This is a genomic window from Nocardioides fonticola (assembly GCF_039536805.1).
In the GTDB taxonomy this organism is placed as follows: Bacteria; Actinomycetota; Actinomycetes; order Propionibacteriales; family Nocardioidaceae; genus Nocardioides; species Nocardioides fonticola.
In genome coordinates, this window is the sequence record NZ_BAAAZH010000013.1 from 99,641 (window position 1) to 119,100 (window position 19,460).

Annotated in this window: 20 protein-coding genes and 1 riboswitch; of the genes, 16 read left to right on the plus strand and 4 right to left on the minus strand. The window is 73.8% G+C overall.

Annotated features, from left to right (window positions below):
* The first annotated feature begins 102 nt into the window (after positions 1 to 102).
* The 16 genes from ABD671_RS10055 to ABD671_RS10130 all read left to right on the plus strand — a co-directional run bounded on the left by ABD671_RS10055 (position 103) and on the right by ABD671_RS10130 (position 14,138).
* The gene (locus ABD671_RS10055; protein ID WP_344733208.1) at positions 103 to 393 is read left to right on the plus strand and encodes a DUF3263 domain-containing protein; all 291 of its coding nucleotides are present in this window, start codon (positions 103 to 105) and stop codon (positions 391 to 393) included.
* Positions 394 to 397: 4 nt separating this feature from the next.
* A complete protein-coding gene (locus ABD671_RS10060) occupies positions 398 to 919 on the plus strand; it encodes a LytR C-terminal domain-containing protein (protein WP_344733209.1) in 522 nt (173 codons plus the stop codon).
* A gap of 97 nt (positions 920 to 1,016) precedes the next feature.
* Entirely contained in the window at positions 1,017 to 1,856 is an 840-nt protein-coding gene (gene otsB, locus ABD671_RS10065) for a trehalose-phosphatase (RefSeq protein WP_344733210.1), read from the plus strand.
* A 70-nt stretch (positions 1,857 to 1,926) separates the two neighbouring features.
* Positions 1,927 to 2,071: riboswitch (SAM riboswitch) on the plus strand.
* Between the two features lie 9 nt (positions 2,072 to 2,080).
* Positions 2,081 to 3,394 carry a threonine synthase gene (gene thrC / locus ABD671_RS10070; protein WP_344733211.1) on the plus strand — a complete coding sequence of 438 codons (1,314 nt, stop codon included), beginning with the start codon at positions 2,081 to 2,083 and terminating at the stop codon, positions 3,392 to 3,394.
* Between the two features lie 26 nt (positions 3,395 to 3,420).
* Complete coding sequence (locus ABD671_RS10075; protein ID WP_344733212.1) at positions 3,421 to 3,921, plus strand: SRPBCC family protein; 501 nt, start codon at positions 3,421 to 3,423, stop codon at positions 3,919 to 3,921.
* A gap of 81 nt (positions 3,922 to 4,002) precedes the next feature.
* Complete coding sequence (locus tag ABD671_RS10080; RefSeq protein WP_344733214.1) at positions 4,003 to 4,845, plus strand: SGNH/GDSL hydrolase family protein; 843 nt, start codon at positions 4,003 to 4,005, stop codon at positions 4,843 to 4,845.
* Between the two features lie 24 nt (positions 4,846 to 4,869).
* The gene (locus tag ABD671_RS10085) at positions 4,870 to 6,420 is read left to right on the plus strand and encodes an APC family permease (protein ID WP_344733215.1); all 1,551 of its coding nucleotides are present in this window, start codon (positions 4,870 to 4,872) and stop codon (positions 6,418 to 6,420) included.
* Positions 6,413 to 7,279 carry an ATP-grasp domain-containing protein gene (locus ABD671_RS10090; protein ID WP_344733217.1) on the plus strand — a complete coding sequence of 289 codons (867 nt, stop codon included), beginning with the start codon at positions 6,413 to 6,415 and terminating at the stop codon, positions 7,277 to 7,279. The genes ABD671_RS10085 and ABD671_RS10090 overlap by 8 nt, the downstream gene beginning before the upstream one ends.
* A gap of 215 nt (positions 7,280 to 7,494) precedes the next feature.
* Positions 7,495 to 9,120 carry a chaperonin GroEL gene (gene groL / locus ABD671_RS10095; protein WP_344733219.1) on the plus strand — a complete coding sequence of 542 codons (1,626 nt, stop codon included), beginning with the start codon at positions 7,495 to 7,497 and terminating at the stop codon, positions 9,118 to 9,120.
* 146 nt (positions 9,121 to 9,266) lie between these two features.
* Entirely contained in the window at positions 9,267 to 9,794 is a 528-nt protein-coding gene (locus tag ABD671_RS10100; RefSeq protein ID WP_344733221.1) for an RNA polymerase sigma factor, read from the plus strand.
* Positions 9,791 to 10,498: a hypothetical protein gene (locus ABD671_RS10105; protein WP_344733222.1), complete on the plus strand. Its 708-nt coding sequence runs from the start codon at positions 9,791 to 9,793 to the stop codon at positions 10,496 to 10,498. Before ABD671_RS10100 ends, ABD671_RS10105 begins: the two co-directional genes overlap by 4 nt.
* Positions 10,495 to 11,076, plus strand: coding sequence for a nucleotidyltransferase family protein (locus tag ABD671_RS10110; protein ID WP_344733223.1), 582 nt, complete (start codon positions 10,495 to 10,497; stop codon positions 11,074 to 11,076). Before ABD671_RS10105 ends, ABD671_RS10110 begins: the two co-directional genes overlap by 4 nt.
* A 41-nt stretch (positions 11,077 to 11,117) precedes the next feature.
* Positions 11,118 to 11,516: a lycopene cyclase domain-containing protein gene (locus ABD671_RS10115; protein ID WP_344733224.1), complete on the plus strand. Its 399-nt coding sequence runs from the start codon at positions 11,118 to 11,120 to the stop codon at positions 11,514 to 11,516.
* Positions 11,516 to 11,827 carry a lycopene cyclase domain-containing protein gene (locus ABD671_RS10120; protein WP_344733225.1) on the plus strand — a complete coding sequence of 104 codons (312 nt, stop codon included), beginning with the start codon at positions 11,516 to 11,518 and terminating at the stop codon, positions 11,825 to 11,827. Before ABD671_RS10115 ends, ABD671_RS10120 begins: the two co-directional genes overlap by 1 nt.
* The gene (locus ABD671_RS10125; RefSeq protein ID WP_344733226.1) at positions 11,824 to 12,594 is read left to right on the plus strand and encodes a class I SAM-dependent methyltransferase; all 771 of its coding nucleotides are present in this window, start codon (positions 11,824 to 11,826) and stop codon (positions 12,592 to 12,594) included. The genes ABD671_RS10120 and ABD671_RS10125 overlap by 4 nt, the downstream gene beginning before the upstream one ends.
* Positions 12,594 to 14,138, plus strand: a complete 1,545-nt coding sequence (locus tag ABD671_RS10130) for an FAD-dependent oxidoreductase (RefSeq protein WP_344733227.1) — start codon at positions 12,594 to 12,596, stop codon at positions 14,136 to 14,138. The genes ABD671_RS10125 and ABD671_RS10130 overlap by 1 nt, the downstream gene beginning before the upstream one ends.
* Positions 14,139 to 14,167: 29 nt before the next feature.
* Here ABD671_RS10130 and ABD671_RS10135 read toward each other — a convergent pair whose 3' ends face one another.
* Genes ABD671_RS10135 through idi form a run of 4 tightly spaced genes read right to left on the minus strand, consistent with a single transcriptional unit; the run spans position 14,168 to position 19,410 of the window.
* Positions 14,168 to 16,150 (minus strand): DUF5914 domain-containing protein, encoded by a 1,983-nt coding sequence (locus tag ABD671_RS10135; protein ID WP_344733228.1) that lies wholly within the window; start codon positions 16,148 to 16,150, stop codon positions 14,168 to 14,170.
* Between the two features lies 1 nt (position 16,151).
* A complete protein-coding gene (locus tag ABD671_RS10140) occupies positions 16,152 to 17,678 on the minus strand; it encodes a phytoene desaturase family protein (protein ID WP_344733229.1) in 1,527 nt (508 codons plus the stop codon).
* Positions 17,675 to 18,802: a polyprenyl synthetase family protein gene (locus ABD671_RS10145; RefSeq protein ID WP_344733230.1), complete on the minus strand. Its 1,128-nt coding sequence runs from the start codon at positions 18,800 to 18,802 to the stop codon at positions 17,675 to 17,677. The genes ABD671_RS10140 and ABD671_RS10145 overlap by 4 nt, the downstream gene beginning before the upstream one ends.
* The gene (gene idi / locus ABD671_RS10150) at positions 18,799 to 19,410 is read right to left on the minus strand and encodes an isopentenyl-diphosphate Delta-isomerase (protein WP_344733231.1); all 612 of its coding nucleotides are present in this window, start codon (positions 19,408 to 19,410) and stop codon (positions 18,799 to 18,801) included. The genes ABD671_RS10145 and idi overlap by 4 nt, the downstream gene beginning before the upstream one ends.
* Positions 19,411 to 19,460 lie beyond the last annotated feature (50 nt).

The window sequence follows — 19,460 nt, forward strand, 5'->3', positions numbered from 1 at the left end:
CTACCCGGCGCGGGCGGTGCGCCCCGGCGCGGCGAATGACACCGCTGTCATTCCTCGCCTACAGTGCAGCCTGGAAAGAGACGTCGACTCACGGGAGTGCGCATGGACGCCGCGCGAGCAGCCGGTCAGGAGCCCGCAGGTCCGGGGCTGAGCGACCGCGATCGCGAGATCCTGGAGTTCGAGCGGCAGTGGTGGAAGTACGCCGGTGCCAAGGAGTCGGCGGTGCGGGAGAAGTTCGACATGAGCTCGACCCGCTACTACCAGGTGCTCAACGCCCTCATCGACCGTCCCGAGGCCCTGGCCGAGGACCCGCTCCTCGTGCGTCGGCTGCGCCGCCTCCGCGCGGCCCGGCAGCGCCAGCGTTCGGCCCGCCGCCTCGGCTTCGAGGTCTGAGGCCGTGCGGCGCGACCAGCGAGGCGCCGTCCTCCCCTCCCCGGTGGTGGTGCTCAGCATCATCGCGGTGGTGATGGCCGCGGTGGTCTTCGTCGCCACCCGCGGCGGCGGTGAGACCGAGCGCGAGATCACGCCCGCCGCCCGGTCCGAGGCCAGCCCGTCGGCCACCGCCGGCGACCCGAGCGGCTCGGCGACGCCGTCCACCGACCCGAGTGCGTCGGCCACCACGACCCCCGAGCCGCCCCCGATCCGGCGCTCGAAGATCTACGTCGAGGTCTACAACAACTCCTCGATCACCGGGCTCGCCAGCCGCGTGGCCACCACGGCGGGCGACGCCGGGTGGAACGTCGTGGGTGCCGACAACTGGTACGGCACGATCCCGGCCACCACCGTCTACTACCCGCCGCGGCTCCAGCGGGCCGCCCGCGTGCTCGCCACCGACCTCGGCATCCGCCGCACGGCGCCGGCCGTCGACCCCATGCGGATGGACCGCCTCACCCTCATCCTCACGGGCGAGCTGCGCTGACGCCGCCGCCCCTTGCGGGCGCGAATCCCCTGTGATCAGGGGCTCATCGGCCTGTTCGGGCACGCGATCGGCGTCGTTCGTCTGACAGGCTGGCGGCATGGAGTTCCGCTCCGCTGATGCCGAGAGCCGCTACCGCGAGATCGTCGCCCGGGCCGCGCGCACCGTCGTCGGGCTCGACTTCGACGGCACCCTCGCACCCCTCGTCGACGACCCCGAGCGCGCCCACATCCACCCGGGTGCGGCCGAGGTGCTGGCCGACCTGGCGACCGGGGTCGCCGCCATCGCCGTGATCACCGGGCGGCCCGCCCGCCAGGTGCTCGCCCTGGGCGGCCTCGAGGAGGTCGGCGACGCCCTGGCCGCCCGCGGGACGACGCTGCACGTCTTCGGCCAGTACGGCAACGAGCGCTGGAGCTCGACCCAGCGCCGGATCGTCAGCCCGCGACCGCCCGCGGGTCTGGCCAGCTTCGAGCGCGAACTGCCCCGCACTCTGCGGGCGAACGACGCCGCCGAGGCCTGGGTCGAGGACAAGGGCCTCGCGGTGGCCGTCCACACGCGGCGGATGGACGACCCGGACGCCGCGTTCGAGCGCCTCCTCGAGCCGGTGCGCGAGCTGGCCGAGGAGAACGGGCTCATCGTCGAACCGGGTCGCCACGTGGTCGAGGTGCGCTCGGCCGGCATGCACAAGGGCCTGGCGGTGCGCCGGCTCGTCGAGGAGACCGGTGCCGAGGGCTTCGTCTTCGGCGGCGACGACCTCGGCGACGTCGAGGCCTTCGAGGCCCTCGGCGCGCTCGAGGACGACGGGCTCGCCGTCCTGCGGCTCGCCTCGGCCTCCGCCGACGGCGACAACCCGCTCGTCCCGCTCGCCGACGTCGTCGTCGACGGCCCCGACGGGGTGCTGGCCTTCCTGGCCCGGCTGGCGGCGGACGCGCGGGGCTGACCCGCTCCACCCGGTCCGGATCCTGGGATCGATGTGCAGATCGTGAGACGGCTCCGTACAGTGGTCCTTGCTCTCATCGAGAGGGACTGAGGGAACGGCCCGATGACGTCCCGGCAACCGCCGCGATCCACCCGGTCAGCGCCCGCGCTGACCGGCCGCGGAAGTGGTGCTAATTCCGGCCCGCAGGCGACACGCGCCTCCGGGGAAGATGAGGAGGTGGACTCATGAGCGCATCCGTGGCGGAACGCCCCACGACCGACGGCACCGAGAACGAGCCGACGAAGACCGGCCCCGAGGCCGTCCGCGAGGGCGCCTTCGGCAACGCCCGTTCCCTCTCGTGTCGCGAGTGCGGCACCGAGGTCGAGCTCGGCCCGCACTACGCCTGTCCGGAGTGTTTCGGCCCCCTCGAGGTGGCCTACGACTTCCCGGCGATCACCCGCGAGGAGATCGAGGCCGGCCCGCGCAACATCTGGCGCTACAAGGCGCTGCTGCCGGTGCCTGCCGACATCGAGCAGAGCCCCAACACCGAGCCGGGCTTCACCCGGCTGCTGAAGGCCGACAACCTCGGCCGCGAGCTCGGCATCGCGAACCTGTGGGTCAAGGACGACAGCACCAACCCCACGAACTCCTTCAAGGACCGCGTCGTGGCCTGCGCGCTCAGCGCCGCCACCGAGCTGCACGCCAAGGTCTTCGCCTGCCCCTCGACCGGCAACCTGGCCAACGCGGTGGCCGCCGCGGGCGCCCGGGCCGGCATCAAGACCGTCGTGTTCATCCCGAGCAACCTCGAGAAGCCCAAGCAGGTCAACTCCGCGGTCTACACCGACTCGCTGGTGGCCGTCGACGGCAACTACGACGACGTCAACAAGCTCGCCCAGGAGATCGCCGCGGAGGAGGAGGGCTGGGCGTTCGTCAACGTCAACGTGCGCCCCTTCTACGCCGAGGGCTCGAAGACCCTGGGCTACGAGATCGCCGAGCAGCTCGGCTGGCGCCTGCCCGACCAGGTTGTCATCCCGGTGGCCTCCGGCTCGCAGCTGACCAAGGTGCACAAGGCCTTCCAGGAGCTCATCAAGCTCGGCCTGGTCGAGGAGAAGCCGTACCGCATCTTCGGTGCCCAGGCCACCGGCTGCTCGCCGGTCGCCACGGCCTACAAGGCCGGCGTCGACGCCATCCGCCCGGTCAAGCCCGACACCATCGCCAAGAGCCTGGCGATCGGCAACCCCGCCGACGGCATCTACGTGCTCGACATCTGCCGCGAGACCGGCGGCGCGGTCGAGGACGTCACCGACGAGGAGGTGCGCGAGGGCATCCTGCTCCTCGCCCGCTCCGAGGGTGTCTTCACCGAGACCGCCGGCGGCACCACCGTGGCCTGCACCCGCAAGCTGGTCGAGGCCGGCCTGCTCGACACCAGCCTCGAGACCGTCATCATCAACACCGGCATGGGCCTGAAGACCCTCGACGCCGTCTCCGACCTCGTCGGCCCGGCCGCCACCATCGCGCCGTCCTACGACGCCTTCGCCGCCACCGGTCTGTCGTCCTGACCCCGCCTCGGTGTAGAACACGTTCTATGCCGAGCCTGAGTCCCTGCCGTGCGGTGACGGTCGCGGACATCGCGACCGCGCCCGCCCGGTTCACCAACAGCGTCGACCTGACCATCACCCCCGAGCAGCTCTTCGAGGTGCTCGAGGACGCCGACGCCTGGCCGCGCTGGGCCTCGGCGATCACCAAGGTCACCTGGACCAGCGCCCCGCCGATCGCCGTGGGCACCACCCGCACCGTCGAGATGCGCGGCGGCCTGGTGGGTGAGGAGGAGTTCAGCCTCTGGGACCCGCCCCGCGCGATGGCCTTCCATTTCACCGCCTCGACCGCACCGGGCATGGACGCCTTCGCCGAGCACTACGACGTCGTCGCGACGCCGTCCGGCTGCCGGCTCACCTGGACGCTCGCGATGTGGCCGCGCGGCGTCCAGAAGCCGATCCTGAAGGTCACCGGGCCGGTGTTGAACGCGGTGTTCGCCTCGTTCCTGCGCAAGCTGCGCCGCTACACCGCCGAGCGCTTCGCCTCCTGACCGCCCGCCCGACACCGCGCGTCACCCTGTGTTCACGCGGATCTGGGACAACTCGACCCCGTGGGACGTGCCGGCTGGAGAGTGACCTCGTGGACCGTGGCCGTCGCCGGGACGGCGTTCCTCGGCGCCAGTGCGGCCATCGGGGCCCGCGAGCTGCTGCGCCGGCAGGCCGCGATCGCGCGGAAGGTGATCGGCAAGCCGCTGGGTGAGGACGCGCCGTCCGCCGAACGCATCTGGAAGCGCGCCTACGGCGACCCGGTCGCGCTGCTCGTGCTCGGCGACTCCATCGCCGCCGGGCTCGGCGCCGACCACCGCAAGAACACCCTCGGCGGCCGGCTCGCCAAGGGCATCGCCAGGGAGCTCCACCGTGCCGTCGACCTGCGGATGGCCGCGGTCGTCGGGTCGGAGAGCTCGGCGCTGGCCGGCCAGCTCGACGCCCTCCCGGCCACGTACCGCGCCGACGTCGCGGTGATCGTCGTCGGCGGCAACGACGTCACCCACCGCATCCCGGTCGCCGAGTCGACCGCCCACCTCGTCGACGCCGTCCTGCGGCTGCGCGCGCAGGGCACCGAGGTCGTCGTGGGCACCTGCCCCGACCTGGGGGCGCTGCGTCCGGTACCGCAGCCGCTGCGCAGCCTGGGCTCGCGCGCCTCGCGCCAGCTCGCCGCCGCGCAGGCCGAGGCGGCGCTGGCGGCCGGCGCCTACGTGGTCTCGCTGGCCGAGGTCGTGGGGCCGTTCTTCGTCACCAACCCCGACGAGATGTTCAGCCTCGATCGCTTCCATCCCAGCGCGTTGGGCTACCGGCGCACCGCCGAGGCGATGCTGCCCTCGGTGCTCGCCGCACTCGGCCACCGCGACCGCGTGCCCTTCGGCCACCAGGCGCCGGAGGTGCCGACCCACCAGAAGGGTGGCCCTGTCGGCTGAGCGGTCTGCCTACCGTCTCTCCCCATGTCCACCACCGGTTCCGAGACGCCCGGCAGCGACGAGCTGAATCCCATGACCGACACCGGATCCGGGGTGCTGCGCACCAAGGACATCGAGACGGTCCTGAGCCAGGCCGACGACGAGGACGACGCCCACCCGGGCCTGCGCAAGCGCCTCAAGGCGCGCGACCTCATGGGCTTCGGCGTCGGCATCGTCATCGGCACCGGCATCTTCACCCTCACCGGCGTGGAGGCGAAGAACCACGCGGGCCCGGCGATCGTGGTCTCCTTCGCCATCGCCGGCGTGGTGAGCATGCTCGCCGCCCTCTGCTACGCCGAGCTCGCCGCCGCCGTGCCGACCGCCGGCAGCTCCTACACCTACGCCTACACGACCATCGGCGAGCTCGTCGCCTGGGTCATCGCCTGGGACCTCATCTTGGAGTTCGCCCTCGGCTCGGCGGTGGTCGCCCGCGGCTGGTCGGGCTACCTCCAGGATTCCCTGGGGCTGCCGACGTCGGTGTTCGGCGAGGATTCGGTCGTCAACGTCGGCGCCGTCCTCATCGTGGTCGTGCTCGGTGCCGTCGCCGCCGTCGGCGTCCGCGAGTCGGCGTGGGTCACCAACGCGCTGGTCGTGGTCAAGGTCGCGGTGTGCCTGTTCGTGATCGTCGCCGGCGTCTTCTTCCTCAAGGCCGCCAACCTCGCCCCGTTCCTGCCCGCCGGCCGTCCGGCCGAGGACGACGTCTCCGGCCTCAAGCAGCCTCTGTGGGAGGCGGTCTCGGGCGTCCAGCCCACCGCCTTCGGCATCGGCGGCGTGCTCATCGCCGCAGCCGTCGTGTTCTTCGCCTACTCCGGGTTCGAGGCCGTGGCGAACCTCGGCGAGGAGACCGAGGACCCGGCGCGCGACATGCCCCGCGGCCTCATCGGCACGCTCGCGCTGTGCACCCTGCTCTACCTCGGCGTGTGCTTCGTGCTCACCGGCATGGTCGACTACCGCGACCTCTCCGAGGGCGCCCCGATCTCCGACGCCTTCCACCAGGTCGGCCTGGGCTGGGCCGGCTTCCTCATCGGCCTGGCCGCCGTGGCGGGCCTGAGCTCGGTGATCCTCGTCGAGATCGTCGCGCTCGGGCGCATCGGCTACGCCCTCGCGCGCGACGGGCTGCTCCCGCCCGCGGTCGGCGCGATCCACCCGACCTACCGCACGCCGTTCCGCTTCACCGTCGGCATCACCGCGCTCATCGCGGTCTTCGCCGCGTTCATCCCGCTGGCGACGCTGGCCGAGATGGTCTCGATCGGCACCCTGTTCGCCTTCTTCGTCGTCGCGATCGCCGTCCTCGTGCTGCGGCGCACCAAGCCCGACATGGAGCGGCCCTTCCGCACCCCGCTGGTGCCGCTCGTGCCGCTGCTCGCGGCGGCCTCCTGCGTGGGGCTGATGACCTTCCTCGCCGTCGAGACCTGGCTGCGGTTCCTCGTGTGGCTGCTCGTCGGGCTCCTGATCTACTTCGGCTATGGCCGCACCCACTCCCGCCTCGCCGTCGACCGAGCCGCCGACCGAGCCGTCGACCGAGCGGATGTCTGAGCGTCCTCTCGTCCTCCTCGTCACCTTCGCCTTCATGCCCGAGGGCGAGACCGGCGGCGAGCTGCTGGTCGCCGAGCTCGCGGATCGGGGGATCGCGGCCCGGTGGGTCGTCTGGGACGACCCGCACGTCGACTGGCAGGCGGCCGACTTGATCGCCGTCCGCTCCACCTGGGACTACCACCGACGGGCCGGGGAGTTCCTCGCGTGGGCCCGCAGCGTCGACGACCGGTTGCTCAACGGCGCGGCGACCTTCGCCTGGAACGCCGACAAGGGCTACCTCGTCGAGCTGGCCGGCCACGTGCCGACGGTGCCGACGCGGCGCGTCGAGGACCGCTCCGAGGCGCTCCGGGCAGCGCTGGCCGAGGAGCTCGCGCGCTGGGGCGCCGTCGTCGTCAAGCCGGTCACCGGTGCGGGCGGGGTCGGGGTGTGCGTCGTGGAGACCGCCCTGGACGACCGCCTCATCGGATTGACCGCCGGACCGTGGGTCGTCCAGCCGCTCGTGGCGAGCATCGCCACCGACGGCGAGAGCTCGGTCTACCTCTTCGACGGCGAGCCGGTGGTGCAGGTCGACAAGCTCCCCGGCGTCGACGACATCCGCGTGCACGGCCAGTACGGCGGGAGCACCCGGGTGGTCGACCTAAACTCCGAGCGGGTCGAGGTCGCCCGGGCCGCGGTCGCCGCCGCGGGCCGGCTGCTCGGACGCCGTCCGGCCTACGCCCGGGTCGACCTGCTGCGCCACGACGGCCGGTGGTGCGTCTCGGAGCTCGAGCTCATCGAGCCGGGTCTCTACCTCGACGTCCTGCCCGAGAACGCCGCCCGCTTCGCCGACCTCGTGGCCGGCGTCCTGGTCGGTCGCTGAGCCGCGCTGAAGCGCCCCCTCTCCTTGCACTCGACCCTGCCGAGTGCTAAACATTGAGCTGGCACTCTCAGAGTCCGAGTGCCACCACCGGATCGGCGCCAGCTGAGGTCCGCGGTCACCGGCGAGACAGGGTTCGCCGGCACGCCCGGGCCGTCCGTCGCGGGCAGCCCGTCGAACCGGACAGACAACTCCAAGCGTGAGGAACCGCAGGAGCTATGCCGAAGCTGATTGCTTTCAACGAGGAGGCCCGGCGCGGTCTCGAGCGTGGCATGAACACGCTCGCCGACGCCGTCAAGGTCACCCTCGGCCCCAAGGGCCGCAACGTCGTGCTGGAGAAGAAGTGGGGCGCGCCGACCATCACCAACGATGGTGTGAGCATCGCCAAGGAGATCGAGCTCGAGGACCCCTACGAGAAGATCGGCGCCGAGCTGGTCAAGGAGGTCGCGAAGAAGACCGACGACGTCGCGGGTGACGGCACCACCACCGCCACCGTGCTCGCGCAGGCGATGGTCCGCGAGGGCCTGCGCAACGTCGCCGCCGGCGCGAACCCGATGGGTCTCAAGCGCGGCATCGAGGCCGCTGTCGCCGCCGTGTCCGAGCAGCTGCTCGGCATGGCCACCGAGATCGAGACCAAGGAGCAGATCGCCGCCACCGCGTCGATCTCCGCCGCCGACACCACCGTCGGCGAGATCATCGCCGAGGCGATGGACAAGGTCGGCAAGGAAGGCGTCATCACCGTCGAGGAGTCGAACACCTTCGGCCTCGACCTCGAGCTGACCGAGGGTATGCGCTTCGACAAGGGCTACATCTCGGCCTACTTCGTCACCGACCCCGAGCGCATGGAGGCGGTCCTCGAGGACCCCTACATCCTCATCGCGAACCAGAAGATCAGCAGCGTCAAGGACCTCCTGCCGATCCTCGAGAAGGTCATGCAGTCCGGCAAGCCGCTGCTGATCCTCGCCGAGGACACCGACGGCGAGGCGCTCTCGACCCTGGTCGTCAACAAGATCCGCGGCACCTTCAAGTCCGTCGCCGTCAAGGCCCCGGGCTTCGGCGACCGCCGCAAGGCCATGCTCCAGGACATCGCGATCCTGACCGGCGGCCAGGTCATCTCCGAGGAGGTCGGCCTCAAGCTGGAGTCGACCGGCCTCGAGCTGCTCGGCCAGGCCCGCAAGGTCGTCATCACCAAGGACGAGACCACCATCGTCGAGGGTGCCGGCGACGCCGCCCAGATCGAGGGTCGGGTCAACCAGATCCGCGCCGAGATCGAGAAGTCGGACTCCGACTACGACCGCGAGAAGCTCCAGGAGCGCCTCGCCAAGCTGGCCGGCGGCGTGGCCGTCATCAAGGTCGGCGCGGCCACCGAGGTCGAGCTCAAGGAGCGCAAGCACCGCATCGAGGACGCCGTCCGCAACGCGAAGGCGGCCGTCGAGGAGGGCATCGTCCCCGGCGGTGGTGTCGCGCTCGTGCAGGCCTCGGCCACCGCGTTCGACAAGCTGGAGCTGACCGGCGACGAGGCCACCGGTGCCAACATCGTCAAGTACGCCACCGAGGCGCCGCTCAAGCAGATCGCCATCAACGCCGGCCTCGAGGGCGGCGTCGTCGCGGAGAAGGTGCGCAACCTGACCCCGGGTCACGGCCTCAACGCCGCGACCGGCGAGTACGTCGACATGCTGGCCTCCGGCATCATCGACCCGGCCAAGGTGACCCGCAGCGCGCTGCAGAACGCGGCGTCCATCGCGGCCCTGTTCCTCACCACCGAGGCCGTCGTGGCCGACAAGCCGGAGAAGGCGCCGGCCATGCCCGGCGGCGACGGCGGCATGGGCGGCATGGACTTCTGATCGCCCGACACCGCGCAGCGGTGTCGAAGCGGCGAGACCTCGCCCGCAGTACCCCGCATCACCCGAAGGCCCCGCGGCTCACGCCGCGGGGCCTTCGGCCTTCCCCGGGTCAGTCGTCTCCGGGCCCGCCGTGCGAAGGTGGGGGCGTGACGACCCGGGAGGAGCGCTTCGAGGCCCTCGCGCGGGAGGTGATCGAGCCGGTGCGCCGCTTCCTGGCCCGCCGCACCGACGCCGACACCGCCGAGGAGGCCCTGGCCGACACCCTGCTCGTCTGCTGGCGGCGCCTCGACGACGTCCCCGACCCGCCACTGCCGTGGGTGTACGGCGTCGCCCGCCTCACCCTCGCCAACGCCGAGCGCGCCCGCGGACGGCGTCGGCGGCTCGAGGAGCGGCTGGCCGCCGAACCGGTGCCGATGCCCGATCCGGACCTCGACCCCGACGGTGCCCTGGCGAGCGCGCTGGCGGCCCTGCCGGACGACCAGGCCGACCTGCTGCGCCTGTGGGCCTGGGAGGGCCTGGAGCCCCGCGACATCGCGGTGGTGCTCGGCATCGGCGCGAACGCCGTCAGCCAGCGGCTGCGCCGGGCCCAGCAACGCCTGCGGGATCTGATGGCCCAAGCCCGTCACGATCCCGGCCCGGCCGGACACGAGCAGGGTGAGAGGAGGCGGCCATGACCGACGAGCACCCCGGGCATTCCGACCGGCCCGACCAGCCCGGCGACCCCGAGGACGGCGCCCTGCGCGACGCGCTCGCGCGGCTCGACCCCGCCGCCGCCCTGACCCCGGCCGATCCCGCGCGGACGGCCCGACTCGTGGAGGACACCATGGCCGCACCGGAGACCGACCCGACCCACACCCGCACCCCGCTGCTCGCGGCGATCGTCGCGGTCGTCGTGCTGCTCGCCGCCGTCGCCGGGTTCTCCGCCCTGCGCGACGACACCCCCGAGGAGCCCGCGAGCGCCACCGGCACCGCGACCGCCTCGGCGTCGACCTCGGCGTCGGCCTCGGCGTCCGCCTCGCCGTCGCCGGAGGCCGCGACCGTGCTGACCCTGCCCGAGGCCGCCGCGGCCCGCTGCCCGGCGCCGACCGCCGAGGTCCTCGGCAACGCCGCCGTGGCGGTGGCCGGCACGGTCGAGAGCATCACCGACGGCGTCGCCACCGTCGCCGTCGACGAGGTCTTCACCGGCGACCCCGGCACCACGCTGGAGATCCAGGCGCCGTCCGCGGAGTTCCGCGCCCGGCTCGCGGCCGTCGACCTGCGCGAGGGCGGGCGCTACCTGCTCGCCGGCACCGACGACGGCCGCCTGCTGGTGTGCGGCTTCTCCGGCGCCTACGACGCCGACCTGCTCGCCCTCTACCAGCAGGCCTTCCCGCGGTGACGCCGTCGCGGCCGGTCGCCGGGCTGCTGCTCGCGGCCGGCGCGGGCTCGCGCTACGGCCGGCCCAAGGCGCTGGTCGAGGGCTGGCTGGCCCACGGCGTCGCGGCGCTGCGCGACGGCGGCTGCTCGCCGGTCGTCGTCGTCCTCGGCGCCCGCGCCGAGGAGTCGCGCGCGCTGCTGGCCGGCTCCGACGCCGTCGTCGTCGTGGCCGACGACTGGGCCGAGGGGATGGCGGCCTCGCTGCGCCGCGGCCTGGCCGCGCTGCCGCGCGAGGCGGACGCCGTGGTGGTCACGCTCGTCGACCTGCCCGACGTGGGCGCCGACGTCGTCGCGAGGCTGCGCGGCGCCGTCGTGGGCACCGACACCCTCGCCCGCGCCGTCTACGACGGGCGAGCCGGGCACCCCGTCGTCCTCGGTCGCGACCACTGGGCGCCGATCGCGCACGCCGTCGAGGGCGACCGCGGCGCCGGGCCCTACCTCCAGGCGCGGCCGACCCGCGCCGTCGAGTGCGCCGACCTCGCCACCGGACGCGACGTCGACCGCCCCGGAGGCGCCCCGCCCCTTCCCCCACCTGCCTAATCTGGGTCCGACACCACCGGCGGCGCACCAGGAGGACGGGCGTGGACCAGGGCCAGTACCTGCTGCTCATGGCGGGATGTCTGGCGATCACCCTGCCCCTCGAACTGCTGCTGGGGGCCCGGGTCTGGCGCCGGCCCAAGCGGCTGCTGCGCACGATCGTGCCGCTGGTCGTCGTGTACTCGATCTGGGACGCCGCGATGATCGCCCGCGGCTCCTGGGATTACAGCGACCGCTACACCACCGGCATCCTGCTGCCGTTCGCGGTGCCGCTGGAGGAGGTCGTGTTCTTCATCGTCATCCCGATCTGCGGGCTGCTGACCCTCGAGGCCGTCGGGTCGGTGCTGCACGCGCTCGGCCGGCTGCGCGACGGCGTCCCGCTCGGCACCGTGCTGCGCGAGCTGCCCGCCGGCGTCCCCGAGCGCGAGAGGCAGCCGGCCTGATGGGCGTCTACACCGCCACCGCGCTGATCTCGGTCGTCGTGGTGCTCGCGCTCGAACTGCTCTGGTGGCGCACCGGCATCCTCACGACCTGGCGGTACTGGCTGGCGATGGCGATCGTGCTGGGCTTCCAGGTGCCGGTCGACGGCTGGCTGACCAAGCTGTCCGACCCGATCGTCCTCTACGCCGAGGGCGACATGACCGGCGTCCGGGCGCCGTGGGACATCCCGATCGAGGACTTCGCCTTCGGGTTCGGCATGGTGACCCTCGCGATGGCGCTGTGGGTTCGCGAGAGCAGGAGAGAGACCGCATGACCACGACCGGATCCGCCACCGGCACCCCCGACCGTCCGCGGGTGCGCGGCGAGGTCGTCCCGGCCGCCTTCGACGACGTGGCGAGCACCTACGACCTCATGGTGCGGCTGAGCCCCGGCTACCACGCGCAGCTGCGCGAGTCGGCCGCCGCGCTCGTCGAGGCCCTGCCGGTCGAGCCCGGACGCCGTCCGCTGCTGCTCGACCTCGGCTGCGGCTCGGGCGCCTCGACCGCCGCGCTCGTGCACGCCCTGCGGGCCGCCGGCCGCGAGGCCGACATCATCGGCGTCGACGGATCGGCCGGCATGCTCGCCCAGGCCCGGCGCAAGCGCTGGCCCGCCGGTGTCACCTTCCGCCAGGCCGACGCCGAGACCCTCGGCCGCGACGACCTCGCCGACGCCGACGGCGTGTTCGCCGCCTACCTGCTGCGCAACGTGGCGGCCCGCGACCGGCTGCTGCGCCAGGTGCACGACGCGCTGCGCCCCGGCGGCGTCCTCGTCGTGCACGACTACAGCGTGCGCGACAGCCCCTCCGCACGGCTGATCTGGCATGCCGTCTGCTGGGGCGTGGTCATCCCGCTGGGTGCGATCACCGCCCCCCGCAGCCCGATCTACCGCTACCTGTGGCGCAGCGTGCTCGACTTCGACGGCGTGCACCGCCTCGCCGACCGCATGGTCGCCGCCGGTCTCGTCGAGGTCGAGAGCCGCTCGGTACGCGGCTGGCAGCGCGGCACCGTGCACACCTGGCGCGGCCGACGGGCCCAGGCCTGATGGCGGTCGGCTGGCGGCCCGGACGCGACGCCCGGGCCGAGTGGCATCCGCCCGCGCCCGCCACGCGCCGCGCCGACGAGGGCCGGCACCGGGTGGTCGTCGTCGGCGGCGGCATCGCCGGTCTGGCCGCGGCGACCGGTCTGGCCGAACGCGGCGTGCGGGTGACCCTGCTGGAGTCCACCCCGCGGCTCGGCGGCCGGGTCGCGGCCTGGCCGGTGGACGTCGGCGGGGAGGAGCAGGCGATGAGCCGCGGATTCCACGCCTTCTTCCGCCAGTACTACAACCTGCGCGGGCTGCTGCGCCGCACCGACCCCGAGCTCGCGCGATTGCGCCCGGTCGAGGACTACCCGCTGCGCCTCAAGGGCGGCCCCGTCGACTCCTTCACCCACATCCCGCTCACCCCGCCCTGGAGCATCATCGGGTTCGTGCTGCGCTCGCCGTCGTTCCGGCTGCGCGACCTCGCGGCCGTCGACGTCGAACGCGCCCTCGCGCTCCTCGACGTCGACTTCCCGAGCACGTTCTCCGACTTCGACGGCGTCAGCGCCGCCGAGGTGCTCGATCGGCTGCGCTTCCCCGAGCAGGCCCGCCATCTCGCGCTGGAGGTCTTCGCCCGCAGCTTCTTCGCCGATCCCCGCGACTTCTCCGGCGGCGAGCTGGTGGCGATGTTCCACACCTACTTCCTCGGCTCGGCCGAGGGGTTGCTGTTCGACGTGCCCGTCGACGACTTCGATACGGCCCTGTGGCGCCCGCTCGCCGGCCACCTCGCCTCGCTCGGTGCCGACGTGCGGCTCGGCGAACCGGTGCTCGACCTGCGCGAGCAGGCCGACGGCGTCCGGGTCGTCACCGGCGAGGGTGCCTACGACGCCGACGCCGTCGTGCTGGCCACCGACCGCGCGCCCCTGCAGCGCCTCGTCGGCGAGGCGGCCTGGCTGGCCGCCGATGCTCCGGCCTGGCGTGAGCGGCTCGCGGGCCTGCGCTCCGCGCCGTCCTTCGCCGTCTGGCGGCGCTGGCTCGACCGTGCGCCGGCGTCGAGCGCCGCGCCGTTCCTGGGCACCAGCGGCTACGGCCCCCTCGACAACCTGTCCTTCTTCGAGCAGCTCGAGGACGGCGCCGCCGCGTGGGCGCGCCGCACCGGAGGCAGCGTGGTCGAGATGCACGCCTACGCGGTGCCGGCCGGCACCTCGGAGGTGCAGCTGCGCGACCAGCTGTGGCGCGAGACCCTCGCCCTGCACCCCGAGCTCGCCGACGCCGGCGTCGTGCACGAGGAGTGGCTGGTGCGCGAGGACTGCCCGCTCGCGGGCACCGACGCCTGGGCGACGCGGCCGGGGGTGCGCACGCCCGACCGGCGGATCGTGCTGGCCGGAGACGGCATCCGCTGCGACCTCCCGGTCGCGCTGATGGAGCGGGCGGCCACGACCGGTCTCCTGGCCGCCGATGCGCTCCTGGCCGACTGGGACGTCGCCGGGCACGGCGTGTGGAGCGCACCGACCTCGGCACGCCACGCCGTCGTCCCGCCGCTGCGGCGGCTGCTCGCGCGCGCCTGACCTCCGGCGCTGGCGGCCCCCGGGGAGGGTCAGACCCCGTAGTGCTCCCCGCGCGAGCGCAGCAGCCAGCTGCGCTCGGCGTAGACCATGTCGTCGACCCACAGCCGCTTGGCCGTGCTGCGCATCGCCGGGCGCAGCAGCGGCGCGACGCGACGGGCCAGCGCGAACCCGGTGCGCTCGGAGGTCGCGATGGTCGCCTCGACCATCATGGTGCGCGGCCGGCCCTCGGCGTCGACGCCGAGCGGTGTCGCGTGGGTCTCCACCACGCTGCCGGCACCCTCGCCGTCGACGATGGTCATCACGATCGTGCGCGCGTCGGGGCAGGTGAACTCCGCCCGCACCGGCACACCGAGGGTGCGACTGATGCGGAAGGTGACGTCGACGGCCAGCGTCTCGTCGTCGCTCGCGGCGTCGTCGACCTCGAGGTGGCTGAAGGCGTAGGGGTGGAACCACGAGCCGTGCCACGGGTCGAGGCGGTTGGCGATGATGTCGCGCGGCTCGCAGACCCCGGGCACCGCGACGACGGCCGCCAGCGACCGGTCGAGGGCCGGGCGCACCGGCAGGCGCGGGGCGGGGGCCGTGGTCTCGCCGGCGGTCGGCAGGCACACCCACAGCAGGACGCCGTCGTCGTGCGCCGCGAACGGCTGCCACCCCGGCATGCCGCGGTCGTCGAGGGGCAGGCCGTGCCACCGGCAGGTGAGCTTGTCGCCGAGCACCTCGCAGCCGGTGAGCAGCGCGCCGAGGTGCGGGCACGACCCCGGACCGGCGTGGACGCCGGTCGAGGAGCGCCACAGCACGACCTCGCGGCCGCCGACCGTGCGCACGATCGAGGTGTCCTTCAGGTCGGTGCTCGCGCCGACGCAGTACCAGCCGCCCGGGTCGCGGGCCAGCGCCACGTCGAGCGCGGCGCGGATGAGGGCGGGCCGGGCCTCGCGCCAGGACGGCGTGAGCTCGTCGCGGCGCGGCATCGGCCGCACCTGCAACGGGATGCGCTCGGCGACACCGCGAGCCGCCGGGGCCGCCGGTGCCGACGGCGGTGCGGCCGTCGTCGTGGCCGCCGGGCCCGGGGCCGGCGCGACGGGGCGGATCGGCGCGATCGCGGCGCGGCGTCCCGGCGCGATCGTGGACGCCGTCCCGGCGATCGCCACCGCCGCGAGCGCGGCCTTGCGCCACGTGGGCACCCGGGCGCGCGCGGAGAACACGTCGTAGTCGGCGGCCTCGATGCGGTCGAGGATGCCGGCGTAGAGCCGCTGCGCGGTGTGCACGCAGCGCCGCGAGGCATCGGGCAGGAGGTGCAGGCCGGCGTCGGCGGCCCGGTACAGCTCGCGGTTGCGGGCGACCTCGAAGCGCATCAGCTCCCGCCATGCCGGGTCGGCCCGACGGGCGCTCGGGTCGGCGCCGAAGCGCTCGAGGTCCTCCTGGGGCAGGTAGACCCGCCCGCGGTCGAGGTCCTCGTCGACGTCGCGCAGGAAGTTGGTGAGCTGGAAGGCCAGACCGAGGTTGCGGGCGGGCTCCTTGGCCGCCGGCGAGAGCGGCTGGAGCACCGGCAGCATCATCTCGCCGATGACGGCCGCCGAGCCCTCCATGTAGCCGAGCAGGTCGTCCCAGGTGGGGTAGTGGTCGACGGTGAGGTCCTGGGCCATCGCGTCGAAGAACCGCTCGAAGCACTCGGCCTCGATGCCGGTCTCGACGACGGTGGCGGCCACCGCCGCGAGCACGGGGTCGTCGCTGCCCCCGGCGGCGACGGCATCGGTGAACCGCTGCTGGAAGACCCGGAGGGCGGCCTCGGTCTCGGCGGCGCGCGCCGGGGTGGTCGCCCCGGGCGCGTCGACGATGTCGTCGGCCAACCGGCACAGGGCGTACACCGCGTGCACGTGGCGGCGCTGCTCGCGCGGCAGGATCGCGGCACCCCAGAAGTAGGTGGTGCCGTGTTGCCGGGTCAGCTCCGCGCAGCGGCGGTATCCGGCCTGCAGGACCGGGTCGAGCAGGGTGTCCGATGCCGTCGTCGCCATCTCAGGCCACCGCGTCCGTGCCGGCGCGTCGGGTCGAGCGCCGGCGGGTGCTCGCGGCGCCGGGCAGGTGCGCGGTGACCCGCTCGGCCGCGAGCCGACCCGACACCAGCACCATCGGGACGCCGACGCCCGGCGTGGTGCCCGAACCCGCGAAGAACAGACCCGGCACCCGCTTCTCGATGTTCTTGGGGCGGAACGGGCCGGTCTGCAGGAACGTGTGGGCCAGCGCGAACGGCGTACCGCGCTCCATGCCCTGCCGCTCCCAGTCGACGGGGTCGACGAGCTCCTCGGTGACGATGTCGGTCGGGTAGCCCTCGGTCTCGAGGAACCGCAGCAGCTCGTCGCGACTGCGCGAGCGCTGGGTGCCCCAGTCGACGACGCCGTCGAGGTTCGGTGCCGGTTCGAGCACGTAGAGCACGTGGCCGCCCTCCGGCGCCAGCGACGGGTCGCTGATCGTCGGCACGGTCACCAGCCGCGACGGGTCGGGCATCATCCGGCCCTGCTTGATGAGGGCGTCGAAGGAGGAGTCCCACGCGTTCGCGAAGTGGATGTTGTGGTGGTGGGTGCCGGCCGGCAGCTCGCCGCGCGCCCCGACGTGCCAGACCACCGCGGACGGCGAGTACTGGCCCTTGCGCACCACGCGCGGCGCCTTGAGCTCGGGGAGCAGGTGCCGGTAGGCCACCGGCAGGTCGAGGGTGCAAACCACGGCGTCGGCCGCGATCTTCTCCCCGCCGCCGATCTCCACGCCGGCCACGGCGCCGTCCGCACGGCGCAGCAGCCGCGAGACCTCGGCGCCGTAGCGCACATCGACCCCGGCGTCGGTGGCCGCCTGGGCCAGCGCCACCGGCACCGCGCCCATGCCGCCCTCGGGGAACCAGACGCCCTCGATGCAGTCCATGTAGGTGATGACGGCGTAGAGGGCCAGCGCCGAGCTCGGCGGCAGGCCCGCGTACATCGCCTGGAAGGTGAACAGGCGCCGCAGCCGGTCGTCCTCGAAGCGACGGGCGACGGCCGGACCGAGCCGACCGAAACCGCCGAGCCCGAGCAGCCGCGCGGCGGCCGAGGGGGAGGCGAGCAGGTCGAGCGGGGAGTCGAAGTTCGCGTCGATGAAGTGCGGCATCTCCACCTCGTAGAGGCGGCGCAGCCACACGCTGAAGTCGTCGAAGGCGGCGGCGTCCTTCGGGCCGCTCTTCGCCCGGATCTCCTCGCGCATGGCCTCGTGGCCGTGCCGCACCAGGATCTCCGAGCCGTCGGCGTACTTCGCCCGGTAGCCGGGGTCGAGCAGGCGCATCGGCAGCAGGCTGTCGAGATCGCCGCCCGCGGCCCGGACGACGTCGTCGATCAGCCCGCGCATCGTCAGCACGGTCGGGCCGGTGTCGAAGGTGAACCCCTGATCGTGGATACGACCGCCGCGGCCGCCCGGGATGGTCTCCCGCTCGACCAGCACGATCTCGTGCCCCGACCGCGACAGGTGGCACGCGGTAGCGAGACCCGCGAGCCCCGCCCCGATGACGACAACTCTGCTCATCGGTCCCTCCAGGCGACCTGGTCGGCCACGCCGCGCAGGCCCTCGCGCGCGACGGGCGCCACGGCGTCGTCCTCGAGCGCCGCCACGGCGGCCGCATGGGCCTGGGTGATGAGCCGTTCGGCCTCGGCGCGCACGCCGGTGGCCTCCATCTGTGCGGTCACGGTTCGCACGTCGTCCTCCTCATGGGCATGGCTGCGGATGCGCGTCAGCGGGCCGAGGTCGGGCTCGTCGAGCCGGTCCTCGAGCAGGGCCAGCAGCACGGTGGCCTTGCTCTCGCGCAGGTCGTCGCCGGCGGGCTTGCCGGTCAGGGCGGGGTCGCCGAAGACCCCGAGCAGGTCGTCGCGCAGGGCGAACGCCTCACCCAGGGCGCGGCCGTAGGCGGTGAGCGCCGCGAGCGTCTCGGGGCGCGCCCCGGCCAGCAGGGCGCCCAGGCGCAGCGGTCGCTGCACGGTGTAGGCGCCCGACTTCGCGCGGGCCACCTCCCAGGCCCGCGCCAGCGCGTCGGGGCCCCCGCCGCGGGCGGCGCCGGCGAGGTCGCGGGCCTGGCCGCGCACGAGCTCGACCGAGGTGAGCCACCACTCGTCGCGGACGACGTCGGGCAGCCCGGCCACCAGCGCGTCGGCCTCGGCGTGCGCCAGGTCGCCGACCAGGACGGCGATGTTCTCGCCGTACCGGACGGCGTCGTCGCGGCCGGCGCTGGCGCGATGGGCCTCGGCCGCCCGCACGTGGACGGCGGGGCGCCCGCGACGCGTCAGCGAGGCGTCCATGACGTCGTCCTGGGCGAGCCCGAAGACGTGCAGCAGTTCGAGGGCCGCTCCGACGGTCGCCGGGTCACCCACGGGGTCGCCGGCCGGTGCGGTGCCGCCGCCGGCCGCCGCCCAGCCCCAGTGGCACAGCAGCGGTCGGAAACGCTTGCCGCCCGAGGTCACCAGGTCGCTCAGGAGGGCCGGCAGGTCGTGCACGCCGAGCACCGGGTCGGCGGCCAGACCGGGGTCGGCGAGCCGGCGCCAGCGGGCGGCGAGGTCGGTGAGCCGCTCGGCCAGGATCGCCTCGACGGCGGCCAGGGTGCGATCGGGTGCGTGCGGGGAGAGGAGGGGGAGCGACCGGACCGGTGCCGCGGTCACGAGCCCGCCTCGGTCGGGCCGGCGACCGCGGCGGCCAGGGCGTCGCCGTGGCGCTCGCCGAGCTCGGCGACCTGGAGCGCCATCCACGGGCTCACCAGGCTGGGGGCGGCGGCCACGAGCGCGCGCACGTCGGGCCACGGCACCCAGGTGAGGTCGGCGACCTCCTCAGGGTCGGGCAGCAGCGTGATGCCCGCCGGGACGACGACGAGGTGCACCGGGCACACCTCGTGCTCGACCACGCCGCTGACGTCGACCGCGCGGTAGCGGAAGTCGGGCAGCACGACGGCCGGGTCGTCGATGCGCAGGCCGAGCTCCTCGTGCACGCGCCGGCGGACGGCGTCGGCCATGTCCTCGCCGGGGCGCGGGTGGCCGCAGCAGGCGTTGGTCCACACGCCCGGCCAGGTGCGCTTGCCGAGCGCCCGACGGGTCAGCAGCAGCCGCCCGTCGGTGTCGAGCACGTAGAGGGAGAACGCCAGGTGCAGCGGGGTGTCGTCGGTGTGCACGCCGAGCCGGTCGGCGGTGCCCGTGGGGCGGGCGGTGTCGTCGAGGAGGACGACGAGGTCGAGCGGGGCGGGCGGTTCGGGTGGAGCTGTGGGGATCGAAGCCATGCCGGGGCCTCTCGCTGAGAAGAGCCAGGTGTGGGGTGCTCTTCGAGGGT